This window comes from Candidatus Thiothrix phosphatis, from assembly GCF_035668035.1.
Taxonomy (GTDB): domain Bacteria; phylum Pseudomonadota; class Gammaproteobacteria; order Thiotrichales; family Thiotrichaceae; genus Thiothrix; species Thiothrix phosphatis.
Map to the genome: position 1 here is coordinate 105,082 of NZ_JAYMYJ010000152.1, position 16,311 is coordinate 121,392.

Here is a 16,311-nt window from a genome sequence, read left to right on the forward strand (position 1 = left end):
TTTGCTGCTGTTGCGCTGAGTTTAGCATGATCCACCAGCATGGCCTTGCTGGCGAAGATCAGGGCGGAGGAGGATTGCGCTCTATATTGCGTAACTATCGCCTGAAAAGCGTCTAAATCCGCACTATACTGCGGAAATGAAGACAGATTGCACTTTCGAGTTGTTTCTCAATGGCGCATGGCGTGAAGCTGGCGGTATGGCCTTGTTGGCGTCTGCAGATAAAGGCTGGCAAGGTGCCGCATATCTGGGCTATGCCGTTGACCATGCCATCGAGTATGCCGGACGGCGGGATGCGCCAGCCCTTTCCTGGACTTTTCCGGTCAGTCTTGCCCCTTTGCGGACTGCCGTCTGGCCAGGCTTTGTTATGGACTTGCTGCCCCAAGGCTATGGCCGCCAGGAGCTGTTACGTCAATTGGGTTTGCCGGGACGGGCGGAGGCAGGCGCAGACTGGCGTTTGCTGTTGGCGGGGGCTGGCGACCCTATCGGCAACTGCCGGGCGCGGGAAGCTTATGAGTGGCTGCAAGCACGGGATACGGCCCGGTCGCAAGGTTTCCCACTGGCTGAAGTGGCGCAGCGTGGGGAGCATTTTGCCGAGTATTTGGCAAATTACGGCTTGTTTGTGGCGGGATCTTCAGGCGTGCAGGGCGAATGGCCCAAATTGTTGTTGACTGAAGATCACAGCGGGCAATTTTTCCTGGATCATATATTGCAGGGGAGAGCCTTGTTTATCCCCCGCTTTGACCGTGAACTGACCTCCTCGGGGGTGCAGCGCCACGCCCAGGAAAGCGTGTATGCCCTGTGCCAATGCAGCGGTTTTGGCTCCCAATTGACCCACAATGCAGTTTGCACGGCATTGGCTTCTGGGCTGGCGGCAATGTGTGAACCATTGGCGGCATTGCCGGACAAGATGCGGCAATCAGGCGTTCCGGCAGGGATTGTGGAACGCTTTGCACCTTTATGCCGTGATGCCGCCGCACAGCTAGAGGCTTGTTGCTGATGGATCGGCGTTACAAGCCACTTTCGCCGGTTGAACAGCTTCAGCAACGCATCGCCTTGTTGGGGCAGATCCAACAACAGCCGGACATGCCGCTGGAGCAGGTGGTGCGCCAGTTGCGCACGGGCTTGCATTTGACCGTGGCGGAATATGCGCGGCTGACCGGGGTCGCTGCCCGGACTATACAGGCCATTGAAGCGGGAACGGCCAACCCCTCCGTCAATACGATTTACAGGTTGTTGCAACCTTTTGGGCTGACCTTGGGCGTAGTGGCTGCTGTTGCCCGCGACGGGCAAACCGGGCAGTGAAATGATGCCCAGCCCTCACACGGTCAAGTAACGCTGCACCAGCCCCTCATCCAGCGCATCCATTGCGCCTTCCGCCACCTGCCGCCCGCGATCGAGGATGCAGAACCGATCCCCGACCCTGCGCGCAAACGGCAGTTTCTGCTCCACCAGCAAGACGGTCAGGCCGGTTTCCTGATTGAGCTTGCGGATGATGTCGCCGATTTCATGCACGATGTTCGGCTGGATGCCTTCGGTGGGTTCATCCAGGATCAGCAGTTTCGGGTCCAGCACCAGCGCGCGGCCTATCGCCAGTTGCTGTTGCTGGCCACCGGACAAATCGCCGCCACGCCGCCCCAGCATTTCCTTCAGCACCGGGAACAGCCCGAAAATGAACGGCGGGATCGTGCGCACCTTGTCGCGCCGTGCAGGCAGGCCGATCAGCAGGTTTTCCTCCACTGTCAGCAGCGGGAAAATTTGCCGCCCTTGCGGCACATAGCCGATGCCTAGGTTGGCGCGGCGCTCGGCGTTGTATTGGAGCAGGTTTTCACCCTGGTATTGGATGTTGCCGCTGCGCACCGGCAGCAAGCCCATAATGCATTGCAGCAGGGTGGTTTTGCCGACGCCGTTGCGCCCCATCAAGACGGTGCACTGGCCTTCCGGCACCTGCATGCCGAGATCCCACAGGGTATGGCTCTCACCGTAATACTGGTTGAGTTTTTCAACAGTCAACATGGTTATTCTCCGGGATGGGGGGTTATTCCCCCAGATAGACTTCGATCACGCGCGGGTCGTCCTGCACTTCGTCCATGCTGCCTTCGGCCAGCACACTGCCCTGGTGCAGCACCGTCACCTTGCGGGCGATGGAGCGGACGAAATCCATGTCATGCTCGACCACCACCACCGCGTGTTGCCCGGCCAGCGAGGTCAGCAGTTCGGCGGTGCGGCCCATTTCCTGATGGGTCATCCCCGCCACCGGCTCATCCACCAGCAGCAGGTAAGGCTTTTGCACCAGCAGCATGCCGATTTCCAGCCATTGCTTCTGGCCGTGGGAAAGCGCGCCCGCCGGACGCCGGTAATGTTCCGTCAGGCCGATGGTGAGCAGGGTTGCGTCGATCTGCGCCTGCTGCTCGCCGTTGAGCTTCGCCCACAGGCTGTGCCAGACGCCTTTGTCGCCGTGCATGGCCAGCTCCAGGTTTTCCGCGACCGTATGCGATTCGAACACGGTGGGTTTCTGGAACTTGCGCCCGATGCCTGCGTTGGCGATTTCCGGCTCCGACATGCGCAACAGGTCGAGGGTCTGGCCGAAAAACGCCTTGCCGCTGTCCGGGCGGGTCTTGCCGGTGATGATGTCCATCATGGTGGTTTTGCCTGCGCCATTGGGGCCGATGATGCAGCGCAATTCCCCGGCGTCGATGTGCAGGCTCAGGTTGTTGATGGCCTTGAAGCCGTCGAAACTGACGTTGAGGTCTTCCAGGTAGAGGATCGTTTGGTGGCTGGCGTCTGGCCGCCCGGCCTCCTGTTTCCGCAGGTGCGCGCCTTCGCTCATGCTTCCGCCCCCTTGTGCAGCCAGCGGCTACGCCTGAGGTGGCGCGCCAGCCCCGCCAACCCTTGTGGCAGGTACAGCGTCACCAGCACGAACAGCGCGCCGAGCATGAACAGCCACGAATCCGGCATCAGCCCGGTGAACACGGTTTTGGCGTAATTGACCAGGATCGCGCCCATGACCGCGCCGTACAGCGTGGCACGCCCGCCGATGGCGACCCAGATCACCACCTCAATCGAGTTGAGCGGGGAAAACTCGCCGGGGTTGATGATGCCCACCTGCGGCACATACAGCGCGCCCGCGATCCCGGCCAGCACTGCCGACACGGTGAACACCCAGGCTTTGTAGTGCTCGACGCGGTAGCCGGTGAAGCGCGCGCGGCTTTCCGCATCGCGGATGGCGACCACCACCCGCCCCAGTTTGGAGCTGATGATGTGACGGCACAGCAGGTAGCCGCCCGCCAGCGCCAGCCCCGACAGCAGGAACAGCGCGATGCGGGTGCTGTCCGCTTGCAGGCTGAAGCCGAGGATGTCCTTGAAGTCGGTCAGGCCATTGTTGCCGCCGAAGCCCATTTCATTGCGGAAAAACGCCAGCATCAGCGCATAGGTCAGCGCCTGGGTGATGATCGACAGGTACACGCCCGTGACCCGCGAGCGGAACGCCAGCCAGCCGAACACGAACGCCAACAGCCCCGGCACCAGCGCCGCCATCAGCACGGCGAACCAGAACAGGTCGAAGCCATGCCAGAACCACGGCAGCTCTTTCCAGTTGAGGAACACCATGAAATCCGGCAGTTCCGGGTTGCCGTACACGCCCCGGTCGCCGATCTGGCGCATCAGGTACATGCCCATCGCATAGCCGCCGAGTGCAAAGAACGCGCCATGGCCGAGGCTGAGGATTCCCAGATACCCCCAGGCCAGATCCACCGCCACCGCCAGCAATGCATAGGTCAGGTATTTGCCCATCAGCGTGACCAAGTAAGTGGGCAGGTGCAGGAAACTGCCTTCCGGCACCAGCAGGTTCAGCACCGGCACCAGCACTATCATCAGTGCCAGCAGCGCCAGCATGATTTGCCCGCCTCGGTCGCCTTGCAGGATACGTGCAATCAACATGGCCTAATCCCCCGCCGCCCGGCCTTTTTGCGGGAACAAGCCGCGTGGCCGTTTCTGGATGAACAGGATAATGAACACCAGCACCAGGATCTTGGCCAGCACCGCGCCTGCCCACGGCTCCAGCACCTTGTTGATGACGCCCAGCGACAGCCCGGCCAGCAGTGTCCCCCACAGGTTGCCGACCCCGCCGAACACCACCACCATGAAGGAGTCGATGATGTAGGACTGCCCCAAGTTCGGCCCGACATTGGTCAGTTGGCTGAGGGCCACGCCCGCCACGCCCGCAATGCCGGAACCCAGGCCGAAGGTCAGCGCATCCACCCGCGCCGAACGCACCCCCATTGCCCGCGCCATCGCCCGGTTCTGCGACACGGCGCGCACCTGCAAGCCCAGGTGGGTCTTGCGCAAAATCATGAACAGTGCGGCGAACACCAGCAGGCAGAACAGGATGATGTACAGGCGGTTGAGCGTCAGCGACAGCACGGCGTTGATGTCCAGCGTGCCCGACATCCAGGCCGGGTTGGAAACCGGCACGTTCTGCGGCGAAATCACCGTGCGCACCAGTTGTTGCAGGATCAGGCTGACGCCGAAGGTGGCCAGCAAGGTTTCCAGCGGCCTGCCGTACAGGTGGCGGATCACGCTGCGTTCAATAAAAATCCCTGCCGCGCCGGAGACTATGAACGCGGCGGGAATGGCAATAAACAGTGAATAATCAATGAAATTCGGCATCAGTTGCTGCACCAGCCAAGTGGTGTACGCCCCCAGCATGATCAGCTCGCCGTGCGCCATATTGATCACGCCCATGACGCCGAAGGTGATGGCCAGCCCGATCGCCGCCAGCACCAGCACCGAGCCGAGGCTGAGGCCGAAAAACAGGGTTTCGGCGTAACCGTACAGGGCAATGCGCTCATCGATGCTTTGCAGTGCGTGTTTGGCCGCCGCCGCAATCTGCGGGTTTGCATGGCTGGCCAGGTTGGCCAAGCGGTTGCGCACTTTCGGGTGCAGGCTGCCGGAAACGGTTGCGATCGCCGCCAGTTGCCCTTCCGCCGAACCGTTGTTCAGCGCGGACATGGCAACCCCGAGCTGCATGGCTTCGTGGATGGCCGGGTTGGTTTCCTTGGCTGCCAGGGTTTGCAGCAAGGCGGCGCTGTCCGGGTCAATGGCGTCAAGCATCGCATTGACCGCTTGCAGGCGCACGCTGTCGTCCGGGCTGGCCAAGCTTAACCGGGCGATGCCTGCGCGCAGCTGTTTGCGCATGCTGTTGTTGATGGTGATCTTGCTGAAATTGCCTTGGTCGGCGCTGTCGACTGCATTGCCGGTGATGGCGTCGGTGAGCTGGCTGCCATCCAGCAAGGCGATGCGGTTGTCCTGCTTGTCGGCGTACAGCTTGCCGTTGAGCAGGGCTTCCAGCCAGCGTTGCGCGTGCGCCTCGTTGCTGTTGGCCAGCAGCTCGATGGCATTGGCCTTTTGCTGGAAAGAGGGGTCTTGCAGCCAGAGCGCGGCTTGTTGCAGCGGGGGCAGGGCGGCGGGTTGCGCGCCACTGCTGGCGGCTGGCGCATCCGGCGGCGCGGCGGCGGGGGGCTGGCTGGCCGGATCAGCTTGGCTGGCGGCTGCCGCCATCAGCAGCAGGGCGGCCAGGAATGCGGCGAATCCTGTGGTGGTCTTCAACGCCATAATGAACCGTCCGTTGGGGTGAGGGGAGAACAGGGCGTCCGCCCGCCGTTCCCGGCGACCGGGCGGGACGCCCAGCAGTGCTTGGAAGGTCAGAGGTTAATCATTTTCTGATCACTTGTAGTTCTGGCCGGAACACTTTTTGGTTTCGGTATTGTAGTTACCGCACGGTTTACCGCCTGTTTTCTCGCCAGTCCAGTCGGCTTCAATGACCTTTGAGGAAGGCAGGTAGTCAGACCATGCGTCGCCGGGAACTTCTTTGTCGGTTTTCCAGACCACATCAAATTGGCCGTCTTCCTGGATTTCGCCAATCAGCACCGGCTTGGTGATGTGGTGGTTGGGCAGCATTTTGGCGGTGCCGCCGGTCAGGTTGGGTGTGTCCAGGCCGATGATGGCTTCCGCCACTTTGTCGGGGTCGGTCGTACCGGCTTTTTCCACCGCCTTGACCCACAGGTTGAAGCCGATCATGTGCGCTTCCATCGGGTCATTGGTGACGCGCTTGTCGTCCTTGATGAATGCATGCCACTGTTTGATGAAGGCTTTGTTGGCGGGCGTGTCGACGCTCATGAAGTAGTTCCAGGCCGCCAGATGGCCGACCAGCGGCTTGGTGTCGATGCCGGAAAGCTCTTCCTCACCCACGGAGAAGGCCACGACCGGAATGTCTTCCGCCGAAATGCCTTGGTTGCCCAGCTCCTTGTAGAACGGCACGTTGGCGTCGCCGTTGATGGTGGAGACCACCGCCGTTTTCTTGCCTTCGGAGCCAAATTTCTTGATGTCGGCGACGATGGACTGCCAGTCGGAATGGCCGAACGGGGTGTAGTTGATCATGATGTCTTTTTCATCGACCCCTTTGGCTTTCAGGTAGGCTTCCAGAATCTTGTTGGTGGTGCGCGGGTACACATAGTCGGTGCCAGCCAGCACCCAGCGTTTCACGCCCAGGTCGTTCATCAGGTAATCCACTGCCGGAATCGCCTGCTGGTTGGGTGCCGCGCCGGTGTAGAACACGTTTTTGGAGGATTCTTCCCCTTCATATTGCACCGGGTAGAACAGCAGGCCGTTCAGCTCCTCAAATACCGGTAGGACGGATTTGCGCGAGACGGAAGTCCAGCAGCCGAAAACCGCCGCCACCTTGTCCTTTGCCAGCAGTTCACGCGCTTTCTCGGCGAACAGCGGCCAGTCGGATGCCGGGTCGACCACCACGGCCTCCAGCTTCTTGCCCAGCAGGCCGCCTTTCTTGTTCTGCTCGTCGACCAGCATCAGCATGGTGTCTTTCAGCGTGGTTTCGCTGATCGCCATGGTGCCGGATAGGGAATGCAGCACGCCCACCTTGATGGTGCCGTCCGCCGCCGCCAGGGTGGAAAGCCCCAGTGCCATGGCTGCGCCGACCGTCAGCAGGGTGCGTTTCAGAAATGTGTTGAGGGACATGTAGCGACTCCTGAATGTAAGGGATGCGGATTATTGTCCAGCAGGAATTGTGCCAACGTGAATGCGCCATGAACAGGCGGGAAACCTTTCGCCAAGGGGGCATTGACTGGGCGGCATGCACCACGGTCAGGGCGTGCGCTTGGTTCGCCGCATCACGCTGGCGCATATTTCCCGGAGCGTTGGCTGTCGGCGTGCCTCGGCTTAAGTGTTACGGCCCCACAGCCGACATCTGATTGACGTTTTGCTGGATGTTGCCGACATTGGTGTTCAGGGTGCGGAAATGTTGCGCCATGCTGCCGACTCCCTGGTTGATGCTGCCGACATGCTGGTCCATCGCGGTGACGTTGGCGGTCATGCCCGCAAGACTGGCCTGCATGCCGCTGACATCCCTGTTCATGCCCGTCATCTGCTCGTTGATGACCGGCATCAGCTTGATGTCCTCCTCCATGTTGGCGACATAGCCGGTCATGTCATGCATGCGTTCGGCGACCCGCCCGAAATATTCATGCATGGAAACCATGTCCTTGATCATGGTGCGGAATTCCTGGGTCATGACGTGCATGAAGTGCAAGTTGAGCAACGCCAGGCAGGCCAGCAACACCAGCACCACGCGGATCACGGCGTTGGCCTTGGCGCGCTCCTGCGCAATCGTCAGGCCGCCTTGCACCACCCGTTTCTCCAGCTCCTGTACGGAGGCCAGGATCTTGTTCAGTTTGTCGGGTTCCATGGTTTTCACCCGCTTACCAGAAAGGGTTCATGGTGTTGAACATGCGCATGGGTTGGGACAGCTTGCGCACGTCGCGGCGCATCTGGTAGACGTTTTGGTCCATGTAATAGAAGGATTGGGTCATGTCGTTGATGTTGTAGGTCAGGGGGGACATATTCTGGTTGATGCGGGTGATGTGCTGGCCCATTTGCTGTACGTCCGCCCCCATGAGGCGGGTGTTGCTGCGCATGTCGTCAATGTTTTTGGTGATGGCGGGCAGGGCGCTGACATGCTGGCGCAGCGCGTCCACATTGCCGCGCATGGTTTCCATGTCGGTGGTGATGCTGCTGAAATACTGGTTCATCTGGTTGATGGTGTTGCCCAGTTGCGGCAGGAAGCTGGAAAGGATGGTCACCATGACCGACATCAGCAAAATCAGCACCGCAATGGCGATGAAGGTGATGCGGTACAGCAGGTTGATGCGTTTGATGGCTTCCTGCTGGCGTTCCTGCTGCATGGTGATAATGTTTTGCAGCTTGAGCAGGGTCTGCTCCAGCGTGGTTTCCGGTGTTGGCGTCACTTGAACTCCCGTTTGCGTCCAAACAAAAGGTACAGGATAAACAGGAACAGGAGCACGATGGTGGCGGTCATGGTCATGTTTTCCTGCAATGAGCGTTTGACCCCGCCCAGCAGATCCTCTTCCGGCGCCACCAGCAGCAGGCTCCAATCCGCGCCGAAGCTTTCCCTGAAGCGCAAGATGACGGCGGCGTAGCCAAAGCCGTCGTGGCTGAACCAGATGGTGTTGTCGCCGGTTTCGTCGCTATAGGGGCGTCTGGCCGGTTGCGCCTGTTGGTACAGTTTCCAGGCTTTGGCCACCCAGGCATGGTCGTCACTGAGCATGTCCATGGTCGCCAAGGCGCCGGTCTGCCGGATGGATTGCTTGGCGGTGTTGGTCAGTTTCAGGCGCGTAGGGTAAGCGACCAGCTCGTTGTTGTCATTAATGATGAGCGCCATGTCGCGGCGGCCAAAGGTTTGCTTGTTGAGAAAATCCGACAACCCATCGAGGCTGATGTCAGCGCCGAAGACGCCCTGCAGGTGGCTGGCAGTGTCGAAATAGGCGCGGGAAACGGTGATGCCCAGCTTGCCGGTGCTTTCGAAGCGGTACAGCGGCGTGAATTGGGGCGCGTTGCCCGCCTGCTGTTGCGGGTACCACGGGCGGGTGCGGGGGTCGTAGCCGTTCACCTGGTCGGTGTGGGCCAGTGGCGAGTAATCCGGGGCGCGGAAGGTGGCATATTCCAGGGTGCCGTTGTCGTTGTCCTGGTGCTGTATCACCCGGGTGGAGGGCTGGGGAAGTTTGCGCGCTTGCAGCATATTGCCTTGCGTGTCGGCCAGGAAAATGGAGCTGATGTAATCGTGCAACTGCAATTCCCGCCAGAACAGTTTCAGCCAGTCATCCTGGTAATGCAGGATGCTGTTGGGCGCGGCGACCGATGAGGTGGCGATGATGACGTTGGTTTCCAACTGGGTTTCCGCCGCCGCAAAAATGTCGTCGGTGCGCTGGATGATAATGTCGCCGATGCCCAGCATCAGTTTCCGGGACAGTTCCAGCGCGGAGTTGGTGGTGCGCTGGTAGGCGCTGACAATGGCGGTCACCACCGCCGCCAGCAACAGGAGGGTGAAAATGAAGGTCAGGATTTTCTTGAGGGTGCTGACCACCGAGTTCATGACTTCCGGGCAAGGGATGATTTGGTTTCTCACAGTGACGTGCATGACCTTTGGCAAGACTGAGGGTTTGTATTGTACCTGTTGTATCCCTAGACTTGCCTGAATCCACTATCCCTAACCCCTGAATAGCACGCGGCACCATGACCCAGGATTTCTTCCACAAATATTCGCCTTTTCTCCGGGCGCTGCCCAACGCCTTGCTCCACGACATATTGCGCGGCGAAATCACCCTGCGCGCCATGAGCCTGGTCTACACCACGCTGCTGTCGCTGGCACCGTTATTGGCATTGAGCTTTTCCGTGCTGAAAGGGTTTGGCGTCCATAACCAGATGGAGCCAATCCTGTTCAGCCTGTTGGCGCCGCTGGGGGCGAAGGCGGGGGAGTTCACCCAACAGATCCTCGGCTTCGTCGACAATATCCGGGTGGGGGTGCTGGGTGTGACCGGGCTGGCCATCCTGCTCTACACCGTCGTTTCGCTGATGCAGAAGATTGAAAACGCCTTCAACCACATCTGGCGGGTGAAGCGGCCACGCTCGCTGGCCGCCCAGTTCCGCGATTACCTGAGCGTGGTGATGGTCGGGCCAGTGCTGATGTTTTCGGCGCTGGGGGTGTGGACATCGCTGCAAGACATTGCGTTGGTGCAGGCCATCACCCAGGTTGAGCCGTTTGGTTCGCTGCTGGCGATGCTGCTGAAACTGTTGCCCGTTGTCCTGGTGGTGCTGGCTTTCACGTTTCTGTACCTGTTCATGCCGAATACGCGGGTGCAGCCACGGGCGGCATTGGGTGGTGCCTTGGTTGCGGGCGTGGTTTGGCAAGTGGCGGGGTGGCTGTTTGCGTCATTCGTGGTCAGTTTCGGGCAACAGACGGCGATTTACTCCATTTTCGCCAGCCTGTTCCTGTTCATGCTGTGGCTGTATGTGGGCTGGGTGATTGTGTTGACGGGGGCGCGGCTGGCGTATTACTTCCAGTACCCCGATGCAGTGCGGCTGAACCAGCAGCCGGAGGAAACCAGTGTGCAGGCCCGCGAATTGCTGGCAGTGTCGATCCTGCGCGAGATCGGCCAGCGTTTCCTGGACAAGCGGGCACCGCCAACGCTGGATGAGCTGCGTAAGGTCATTCCGGTTTCGCGTTTCCTGTTGGAAGATTCCTTGCAAGACCTGATCAGTTACGGTGTCCTCTGCCGTGATGACAATGAGCCGCCGCATTATCTGTTGCAGGTTTCACCGACCACCCTGACGGTGGCCGATATTCGCCAGCATTTCTGGCAGGGGACAGCTGAACAGCAACAGCAGGCCCGCGACATCCAGCGACAGACCGGCTTGGATGGCCAGTGGTTGGAGGAAGTCGCCCTGAACCCGCATTGGACGGTGCAGGCCCTGTTGGAAAAGCATCTGGGGGCTAGCAGCAAAACCTGACGCAAGCGGCAGCGTTAACGCAGCCCGGACAAATCAAACAACTGGCCGTATTCGCGCATGGCGTAGCGGTCAGTCATACCGGCGATAAAATCGGCTATCGCCCGCGCCCGCCCGGCATCGCCCTCATCGGTTTCGTACTGGCGGGCGAACGCTTGGAATTTGGGCGTCAGCAGGCGCACGTCCTGCATGTAGGCATCAAACAGCGCCCGCACCACTTTGCGCGCCCGCCAGGCCATGCGGTAGACGGTGGGGTGGAAATACAGGTTTTCGCGCAGAAATTTCTTCAGCACATTTTTCTGGCTGCGCATGTCGTCGCCATAGCGCATCAGGGTCAGCGGTTGGTTGCGCACATCCGCCAGTGTCTGGACGCCGGAAGCCTGGATCGCCGCCTGGCTGCTTTCGATCAGGTCGATGACCATCCTGCCGATCATGCGCCGCAATACCTCGCGGATCAGCCGCCGCCCCTGCAAGCCGGGGTGTTGTTGCGCCACCTGCTGGTATTCCCGTGCGAATACCGGCACTTCCTGCAATTGCGCCAGCGTGATCAGGCCGGAGCGCAAGCCATCTTCAATGTCGTGGTTGTTGTAGGCGATTTCATCCGCCAGATTGGTCAGCTGCGCCTCCAGCGACGGTTGGGTTTTGTTGAGGAAACGCGCGCCCACATCACCCAGTTGCCGCGCATGCTTGACGGCGCAATGCTTGAGGATGCCTTCGCGGGTTTCAAATGTCAGGTTGATGCCGGGGAAATCGGCGTAGCTGTCTTCCAGCCAATCGACCACGCGCAATGACTGGATATTGTGCTCAAACCCGCCGAACGCTTTCATGCAGTCATTAAGCTCATCCTGCCCAGCATGGCCGAACGGGGTATGGCCGAGGTCGTGGGAAAGCGCAATCGCTTCGGTGAGGTCTTCATTCAGGCCCATGCTACAGGCGACCGAGCGGGCGATCTGCGCCACTTCCAGCGAATGGGTCAGGCGGGTGCGGTACAAATCGCCTTCGTGGTTGACGAACACCTGGGTTTTGTATTCCAGCCGCCGGAACGCCTTGGAGTGGATGATGCGGTCGCGGTCGCGCTGGAACTCGCTGCGGTATTGCGGCGCAGGCTCCGGATGGCGACGCCCCTGGCTGTGTTCCGGGTCGGCGGCGTAGGTGGCGGTAAAACGTATCATCACATTGCCCCGCGCATCCGGCAGGTTGTCGGCAGATTGCTGAACATACGGGTTAAGTCCTTGATCAGGTTAACGTTGGAGCCGTCCATATGCCGCCACTTTAACGCGGCTTCATCGGTTTTGGAACCCAGGAAAATATTCATGGGCGCAACCCCCTGATGCTTATGGGCAGCCGCTATGCCGTCGCCGCTGGGCACCATTCCTGCAAGGTGGCCGCCAGGGTGTTCATCTGGATGGGCTTGGTCAGGCAGGCGTTCATGCCCGCCGCCAGATATTCCAGTTCATCGCCTTTCATGGCGTTGGCGGTCAGGGCAATGATGGGGACATCTTGCGCCAAATGTTCTGTCCGAATCCGTTTGGTGGTTTCCACGCCGCTCATGCCAGGCATTTGGATATCCATCAGTATCAGGGCAAACGCTGCTTCTTGCAGGCATTCCAGCGCCTGAAAACCATTTTCCGCCAGCGTGACCTGGTAGCCCAATTTTGTCAGCATCCCTTTCGCCACCATCTGGTTCACTTTATGGTCTTCCACAACCAAGATGTGCGGGCTGGGCGTTTCCTGCCCAGCGGCGTCATGGCGGGGTGCTGCATGGATAGGGGCCGTTTTGGCTGATGGCGGATTTGCTTGGGCCGAAGGCTTGTCGGTGTCCAGCAATTCCAACAGCTTGTTTTGGGTGACAGGTTTTTGCAGGCAATGGCAAGCCGGGCTGAGGGTGTTGAGGATACAGTGGCTGCAACCATTGTTCTGCAAGGTGAGGTTGCAGGCTTTGATGGGGTAGGGCAACTGCCGCAATTGGGTCAGTTGCCCGTTCAGTTGCGCACGCTGCTCGTCCGGGAAGCTGGTGTAATCGCAAATAAGCCAATCAAACTTGTGGGTGGCCAGCAGGGTATTGGCGTGCCCGATGCTGTTGGCGATGTTGACGGTTGCGCCAATGTGTTCAAGTTGTTCGCTGACAAGGCTGGCGTGCAATGGCGGGTGGATCAGCGTCAAGCAGCGGGTATGCGGCAAGGGGCTGTGCAACCGTTGGTTAGAGTTTGTCCTGGCTGGTATTTCAAACCAGAAGGTGCTGCCGTGCCCTGGGCAACTGTCCACGCCGATTTCCCCGCCCATCAGTTCAACGAGCTTGCGGCTGATCGCCAGGCCCAGCCCGGTGCCGCCGCCATTATGTTGGTCGTAACGGCTGATCTGGCTGAAGGCCCGGAATAGTTTGGATTGCTTTTCTGCGGAGACGCCAACGCCGGAATCTTCCACCTCAAACCGCAGGAGGTTGGGTTTTTCGTGTACAGGGTATATCCGCAAAATGATCTGCCCGGTTTCGGTGAACTTGATGGCATTGCCCAGCAGGTTCATGAGCACCTGGCGCAGCCGTAGCGCATCCCCTTGCAGCAAATCCGTCACATCCCGGTCAACAATGGAAAACAAGGCCAGATTTTTCTGGGTGGCGATGATTCCCATGGTTTCCAGGATGCTGGGCAGGGTGTCCCGCAGGTTGAAGGGTTCGTCCACCAGCTCCAGTTTGCCTGCTTCCAGCCGGGAAATGTCCAGAATATCGTTAATGATGCCCAACAGGGCCTGCGCCGATTGCAAGAGGGTTTCCAGCAGCTTGCTCTGGTGGCCATCCAGCCCGGTGTCCTGCAATAGGGTCGCCATGCCGATGACGCCGTTCATGGGGGTGCGGATTTCATGGCTCATGGCGGCCAGGAAGGCGCTTTTGGAACGGCTGGCCGCCAGCGCCTGGTCACGCGCATCCACCAGTTCGCGGGTGCGCTCCTCCATGCGCAACTCCAGTGAATCCGCCAGCGCGCGCAGTTCCTGGTTGCTTTGATACAAGGCCAGGCTTTTGTTTTCCAGCAATTGCTCCGCTTGTTTACGGGCTTTTTTTGCCCGGTCCAGACGGCGTTGCAAGCGGATAATTTCGTCGCTCATGCTTGATCCATCCGGGTGATGTGGAATTCAACATGCGTGCCGTGGCTTGCCGGGTATTCGATTGCCTCCAGGTGCGCCTTGACCTGATAGTGCTCCAGGCAGCCTTCGATCAAGCCTTCCGCCAAATCTGCAAACGGGTGCCGGGAACGGTAGGTCATGGTGAGTTTGCGCCTGCCTTCCCGGGTGGTTTCAAAGGTGGGCAGTTCGGCGTCAGGGTAGAGCTTGCGCACTTCGGTATGGACGTGGTCTTCAATGGATTCCAGAAAATCAAACGCATCCGGCGCATTGTCAAAAAACAGCGGATATAGCTTGACGAACCGCCCAAACAGGTATCGCCCGAAGGTTTTGACCAAGGCAGGCGTCGGTATGCCGGTTTTGCGGGAAAGTGTTTGCACCAGCGCCACCATTTCCGCATGGGGATAGGTTCCTACGGCGGTGTAAACCCCACCTGAGGCCAGTTCTGACCCGTCGATAATGTCATCGGCCATCTCGGCGGAAAAGCTGCTTTCCACCATTTCCAGGAATTCCGTGAACACCAGGCCTTTCATCAGGATGCCCTCCGTTATTGTTGTTCTGGGCGGGAGGCTGTATCAGCAGGCGACAGCATGGGCATCCAGCCATTGTTGGACGCGGGCATACTCATGACGCAGTTGTTGCAGATGGGTTCTGGCCAGTTGCTGGTTCTGGTTGTCCTTGTAGGCCTCCAGCAGACGGGCGAACTCGGCCATTTCAAAGGCACCGACCAGCTTGCTGCTGGATTTGAGCTTGTGGCAGATGACACCTACCGCGACACTGTCAGCGTCCTCGATATGCTGCTGAAGCAAGGGCAGCACTTGGTCGGCATCCGCGCGGAAGCAATCCACCAGTTCGGTGAATTCATCAGCCATGATTTCCAGTAATTGGGTATAGGTTTCTTCATCGACGGGGGAAGCTGTCATTGTTGTCATATTGGTGACCCGTTATCGCTATATGATTAGTAGGCAAGACGGTATGCCGCCTGCCGGAAATGTTTTTTATAATATAAATCTATCTAGACATTCTTTTTGCTGATGGTAGCATGGTTACAGGCGAGTGTTAATAACCTTATAAAAACAGTTTTCCCCATGAACATTCTTGTCGTAGATGACGCCCGGGACATGCAACTGATCCTGCGTCGAACCCTGACCTTGATGGGACACCAGGTCATGCTGGCTGACGATGGCCAGCAGGCATGGCACCTCATCCAACAACATAATTTCCAGGTCGTCATCAGTGACTGGGTAATGCCGGTGATGGACGGCCCAACCCTGTGCCGCACCATCCGCGCCGCCAACCTGCCTTATTACGTCTATGTCATCCTGCTCACCGGCATGTCCGGCAAGCAAAGCCTGATCCAAGGGATGGATGCAGGTGCGGATGATTTCGCCACCAAACCGATTGTCCGGGAGGAGCTGGAAGTGCGTTTGCGTGCCGCCGAACGTGTCCTGGATTTGGAGCACACGCTGGAAGAGAAAAACCACCGTCTCGAAACCGTCAACCGTTCCCTTTCACAAGCCCAGGCCGTTATTCAAAATGACCTGGAGCGCGCCGCCATTTTGCAGACCGGGGTGCTGCCCCGCCAGAAACTGTTTGGGCGTTTGTGCGTGGATTGGTATTTTCAGCCTGCCCAATACATTGGGGGTGACACCTTCAATTATTTTCCGGTGAATGATGACCTGCTGTTTTTCTACTCGATTGATGTTTCCGGCCATGGCATTTCGTCCGCGTTGCTGTCCATGTGCCTACAAACCCTGTTGAGCTCTACGGGCGAGCTGTGCTGTATAGAGGAACTCACCCAGGAAAACGCCAATGAATTTCCTACCCGGCTGGCTGAACGCCTGAATTATCACCTTAACCACATGCTGGATACTGGGGATCATTATTTGACCCTGATCGTGGGCTTGGTGGATACGGCGGAAGAGCGTTTGTATTTTGCCCAAGCCGGTCATCCGCAGCCATTCCTGCTCAATCCGGCGACGGGGGCGTTGGAAAAAATCGAATGCACCGGCTTTCCGATAGGCCTGTTGCCGGATATGGAGTATGAAACCATCCAGAAGCCATTTCCGCCCGGCAGCCGTTTCATCATGTATTCCGATGGGCTGCTGGAATTGCAAAAACCTTCCGGAGAGCCGTTCACTGAGGCCGACTTGCAAGAGCATTTGCAGGATCTGATGGAATACCCAGCCAGCCAGGTCATGTCCCATCTGGGGGATAAGCTGGGCTTGACTAAAGCTGGCGTTGGCAAGCCGGATGACATTTCCTTGTTGGTCATAGATTTTTGCGGCTAGTCAAATATATTTTTTATGGATATAGTTAATT

Annotated in this window: 17 protein-coding genes; 4 read left to right on the top strand and 13 right to left on the bottom strand. The window is 59.0% G+C overall.

The window, feature by feature from the left end; all coding sequences use genetic code 11:
* Window positions 1-136 precede the first annotated feature (136 nt).
* Together VSS37_RS19905 and VSS37_RS19910 are read left to right on the top strand one after the other, a co-directional pair.
* A complete protein-coding gene (locus VSS37_RS19905) occupies window positions 137-997 on the top strand; it encodes a HipA N-terminal domain-containing protein (RefSeq protein ID WP_324698052.1) in 861 nt (286 codons plus the stop codon).
* Window positions 997-1,302, top strand: coding sequence for a helix-turn-helix transcriptional regulator (locus VSS37_RS19910; protein ID WP_324698054.1), 306 nt, complete (start codon window positions 997-999; stop codon window positions 1,300-1,302). Before VSS37_RS19905 ends, VSS37_RS19910 begins: the two co-directional genes overlap by 1 nt.
* A gap of 15 nt (window positions 1,303-1,317) precedes the next feature.
* Here VSS37_RS19910 and urtE read toward each other — a convergent pair whose 3' ends face one another.
* From urtE to VSS37_RS19950, 8 genes are all read right to left on the bottom strand, one after another.
* Window positions 1,318-2,013: an urea ABC transporter ATP-binding subunit UrtE gene (urtE, locus tag VSS37_RS19915; protein ID WP_324698056.1), complete on the bottom strand. Its 696-nt coding sequence runs from the start codon at window positions 2,011-2,013 to the stop codon at window positions 1,318-1,320.
* A gap of 22 nt (window positions 2,014-2,035) precedes the next feature.
* Window positions 2,036-2,827, bottom strand: coding sequence for an urea ABC transporter ATP-binding protein UrtD (urtD, locus tag VSS37_RS19920; protein WP_324698058.1), 792 nt, complete (start codon window positions 2,825-2,827; stop codon window positions 2,036-2,038).
* The gene (urtC, locus tag VSS37_RS19925) at window positions 2,824-3,936 is read right to left on the bottom strand and encodes an urea ABC transporter permease subunit UrtC (RefSeq protein WP_324698060.1); all 1,113 of its coding nucleotides are present in this window, start codon (window positions 3,934-3,936) and stop codon (window positions 2,824-2,826) included. The genes urtD and urtC overlap by 4 nt, the downstream gene beginning before the upstream one ends.
* A gap of 3 nt (window positions 3,937-3,939) precedes the next feature.
* Window positions 3,940-5,610, bottom strand: coding sequence for an urea ABC transporter permease subunit UrtB (gene urtB, locus VSS37_RS19930; protein WP_324698062.1), 1,671 nt, complete (start codon window positions 5,608-5,610; stop codon window positions 3,940-3,942).
* Between the two features lie 111 nt (window positions 5,611-5,721).
* Window positions 5,722-7,032: an urea ABC transporter substrate-binding protein gene (gene urtA, locus VSS37_RS19935; protein ID WP_324698064.1), complete on the bottom strand. Its 1,311-nt coding sequence runs from the start codon at window positions 7,030-7,032 to the stop codon at window positions 5,722-5,724.
* Window positions 7,033-7,240: 208 nt separating this feature from the next.
* Window positions 7,241-7,759, bottom strand: coding sequence for a hypothetical protein (locus VSS37_RS19940; protein WP_324698065.1), 519 nt, complete (start codon window positions 7,757-7,759; stop codon window positions 7,241-7,243).
* A 13-nt stretch (window positions 7,760-7,772) separates the two neighbouring features.
* Window positions 7,773-8,318: a hypothetical protein gene (locus VSS37_RS19945; RefSeq protein ID WP_324698067.1), complete on the bottom strand. Its 546-nt coding sequence runs from the start codon at window positions 8,316-8,318 to the stop codon at window positions 7,773-7,775.
* Complete coding sequence (locus VSS37_RS19950; RefSeq protein WP_324698069.1) at window positions 8,315-9,496, bottom strand: cache domain-containing protein; 1,182 nt, start codon at window positions 9,494-9,496, stop codon at window positions 8,315-8,317. Before VSS37_RS19950 ends, VSS37_RS19945 begins: the two co-directional genes overlap by 4 nt.
* 107 nt (window positions 9,497-9,603) lie before the next feature.
* Between VSS37_RS19950 and VSS37_RS19955 the strand changes: the two genes are divergently transcribed.
* The gene (locus tag VSS37_RS19955; RefSeq protein ID WP_324698070.1) at window positions 9,604-10,878 is read left to right on the top strand and encodes a YihY/virulence factor BrkB family protein; all 1,275 of its coding nucleotides are present in this window, start codon (window positions 9,604-9,606) and stop codon (window positions 10,876-10,878) included.
* Between the two features lie 14 nt (window positions 10,879-10,892).
* Here VSS37_RS19955 and VSS37_RS19960 read toward each other — a convergent pair whose 3' ends face one another.
* Genes VSS37_RS19960 through VSS37_RS19980 form a run of 5 tightly spaced genes read right to left on the bottom strand, consistent with a single transcriptional unit; the run spans window position 10,893 to window position 14,921 of the window.
* Window positions 10,893-12,047: a deoxyguanosinetriphosphate triphosphohydrolase gene (locus VSS37_RS19960; protein WP_324698072.1), complete on the bottom strand. Its 1,155-nt coding sequence runs from the start codon at window positions 12,045-12,047 to the stop codon at window positions 10,893-10,895.
* Window positions 12,047-12,190 carry a hypothetical protein gene (locus VSS37_RS19965; RefSeq protein WP_324698074.1) on the bottom strand — a complete coding sequence of 48 codons (144 nt, stop codon included), beginning with the start codon at window positions 12,188-12,190 and terminating at the stop codon, window positions 12,047-12,049. Before VSS37_RS19965 ends, VSS37_RS19960 begins: the two co-directional genes overlap by 1 nt.
* A gap of 32 nt (window positions 12,191-12,222) precedes the next feature.
* Window positions 12,223-13,974, bottom strand: a complete 1,752-nt coding sequence (locus VSS37_RS19970) for a response regulator (RefSeq protein ID WP_324698076.1) — start codon at window positions 13,972-13,974, stop codon at window positions 12,223-12,225.
* On the bottom strand, window positions 13,971-14,522 hold the full coding sequence (locus tag VSS37_RS19975) for a heme NO-binding domain-containing protein (RefSeq protein WP_324698078.1): 552 nt from the start codon (window positions 14,520-14,522) through the stop codon (window positions 13,971-13,973). Before VSS37_RS19975 ends, VSS37_RS19970 begins: the two co-directional genes overlap by 4 nt.
* Before the next feature lie 42 nt (window positions 14,523-14,564).
* Window positions 14,565-14,921 carry an Hpt domain-containing protein gene (locus tag VSS37_RS19980; protein ID WP_324698080.1) on the bottom strand — a complete coding sequence of 119 codons (357 nt, stop codon included), beginning with the start codon at window positions 14,919-14,921 and terminating at the stop codon, window positions 14,565-14,567.
* A gap of 156 nt (window positions 14,922-15,077) precedes the next feature.
* Between VSS37_RS19980 and VSS37_RS19985 the strand changes: the two genes are divergently transcribed.
* Window positions 15,078-16,280 (top strand): PP2C family protein-serine/threonine phosphatase, encoded by a 1,203-nt coding sequence (locus VSS37_RS19985; protein ID WP_324698082.1) that lies wholly within the window; start codon window positions 15,078-15,080, stop codon window positions 16,278-16,280.
* The last annotated feature ends 31 nt before the right edge of the window (window positions 16,281-16,311 follow it).

Excerpts from the sequence above, each read along its gene's own strand:
- VSS37_RS19905 (WP_324698052.1), top strand. The coding sequence starts at position 137 with ATGAAGACAGATTGCACTTTCGAGTTGTTTCTCAATGGCGCATGGCGT.
- VSS37_RS19910 (WP_324698054.1), top strand. The coding sequence starts at position 997 with ATGGATCGGCGTTACAAGCCACTTTCGCCGGTTGAACAGCTTCAGCAA.
- urtE (WP_324698056.1), bottom strand. The coding sequence starts at position 2,013 with ATGTTGACTGTTGAAAAACTCAACCAGTATTACGGTGAGAGCCATACC.
- urtD (WP_324698058.1), bottom strand. The coding sequence starts at position 2,827 with ATGAGCGAAGGCGCGCACCTGCGGAAACAGGAGGCCGGGCGGCCAGAC.
- urtC (WP_324698060.1), bottom strand. The coding sequence starts at position 3,936 with ATGTTGATTGCACGTATCCTGCAAGGCGACCGAGGCGGGCAAATCATG.
- urtB (WP_324698062.1), bottom strand. The coding sequence starts at position 5,610 with ATGGCGTTGAAGACCACCACAGGATTCGCCGCATTCCTGGCCGCCCTG.
- urtA (WP_324698064.1), bottom strand. The coding sequence starts at position 7,032 with ATGTCCCTCAACACATTTCTGAAACGCACCCTGCTGACGGTCGGCGCA.
- VSS37_RS19940 (WP_324698065.1), bottom strand. The coding sequence starts at position 7,759 with ATGGAACCCGACAAACTGAACAAGATCCTGGCCTCCGTACAGGAGCTG.
- VSS37_RS19955 (WP_324698070.1), top strand. The coding sequence starts at position 9,604 with ATGACCCAGGATTTCTTCCACAAATATTCGCCTTTTCTCCGGGCGCTG.
- VSS37_RS19960 (WP_324698072.1), bottom strand. The coding sequence starts at position 12,047 with ATGATACGTTTTACCGCCACCTACGCCGCCGACCCGGAACACAGCCAG.
- VSS37_RS19965 (WP_324698074.1), bottom strand. The coding sequence starts at position 12,190 with ATGAATATTTTCCTGGGTTCCAAAACCGATGAAGCCGCGTTAAAGTGG.
- VSS37_RS19970 (WP_324698076.1), bottom strand. The coding sequence starts at position 13,974 with ATGAGCGACGAAATTATCCGCTTGCAACGCCGTCTGGACCGGGCAAAA.
- VSS37_RS19975 (WP_324698078.1), bottom strand. The coding sequence starts at position 14,522 with ATGAAAGGCCTGGTGTTCACGGAATTCCTGGAAATGGTGGAAAGCAGC.
- VSS37_RS19980 (WP_324698080.1), bottom strand. The coding sequence starts at position 14,921 with ATGACAACAATGACAGCTTCCCCCGTCGATGAAGAAACCTATACCCAA.
- VSS37_RS19985 (WP_324698082.1), top strand. The coding sequence starts at position 15,078 with ATGAACATTCTTGTCGTAGATGACGCCCGGGACATGCAACTGATCCTG.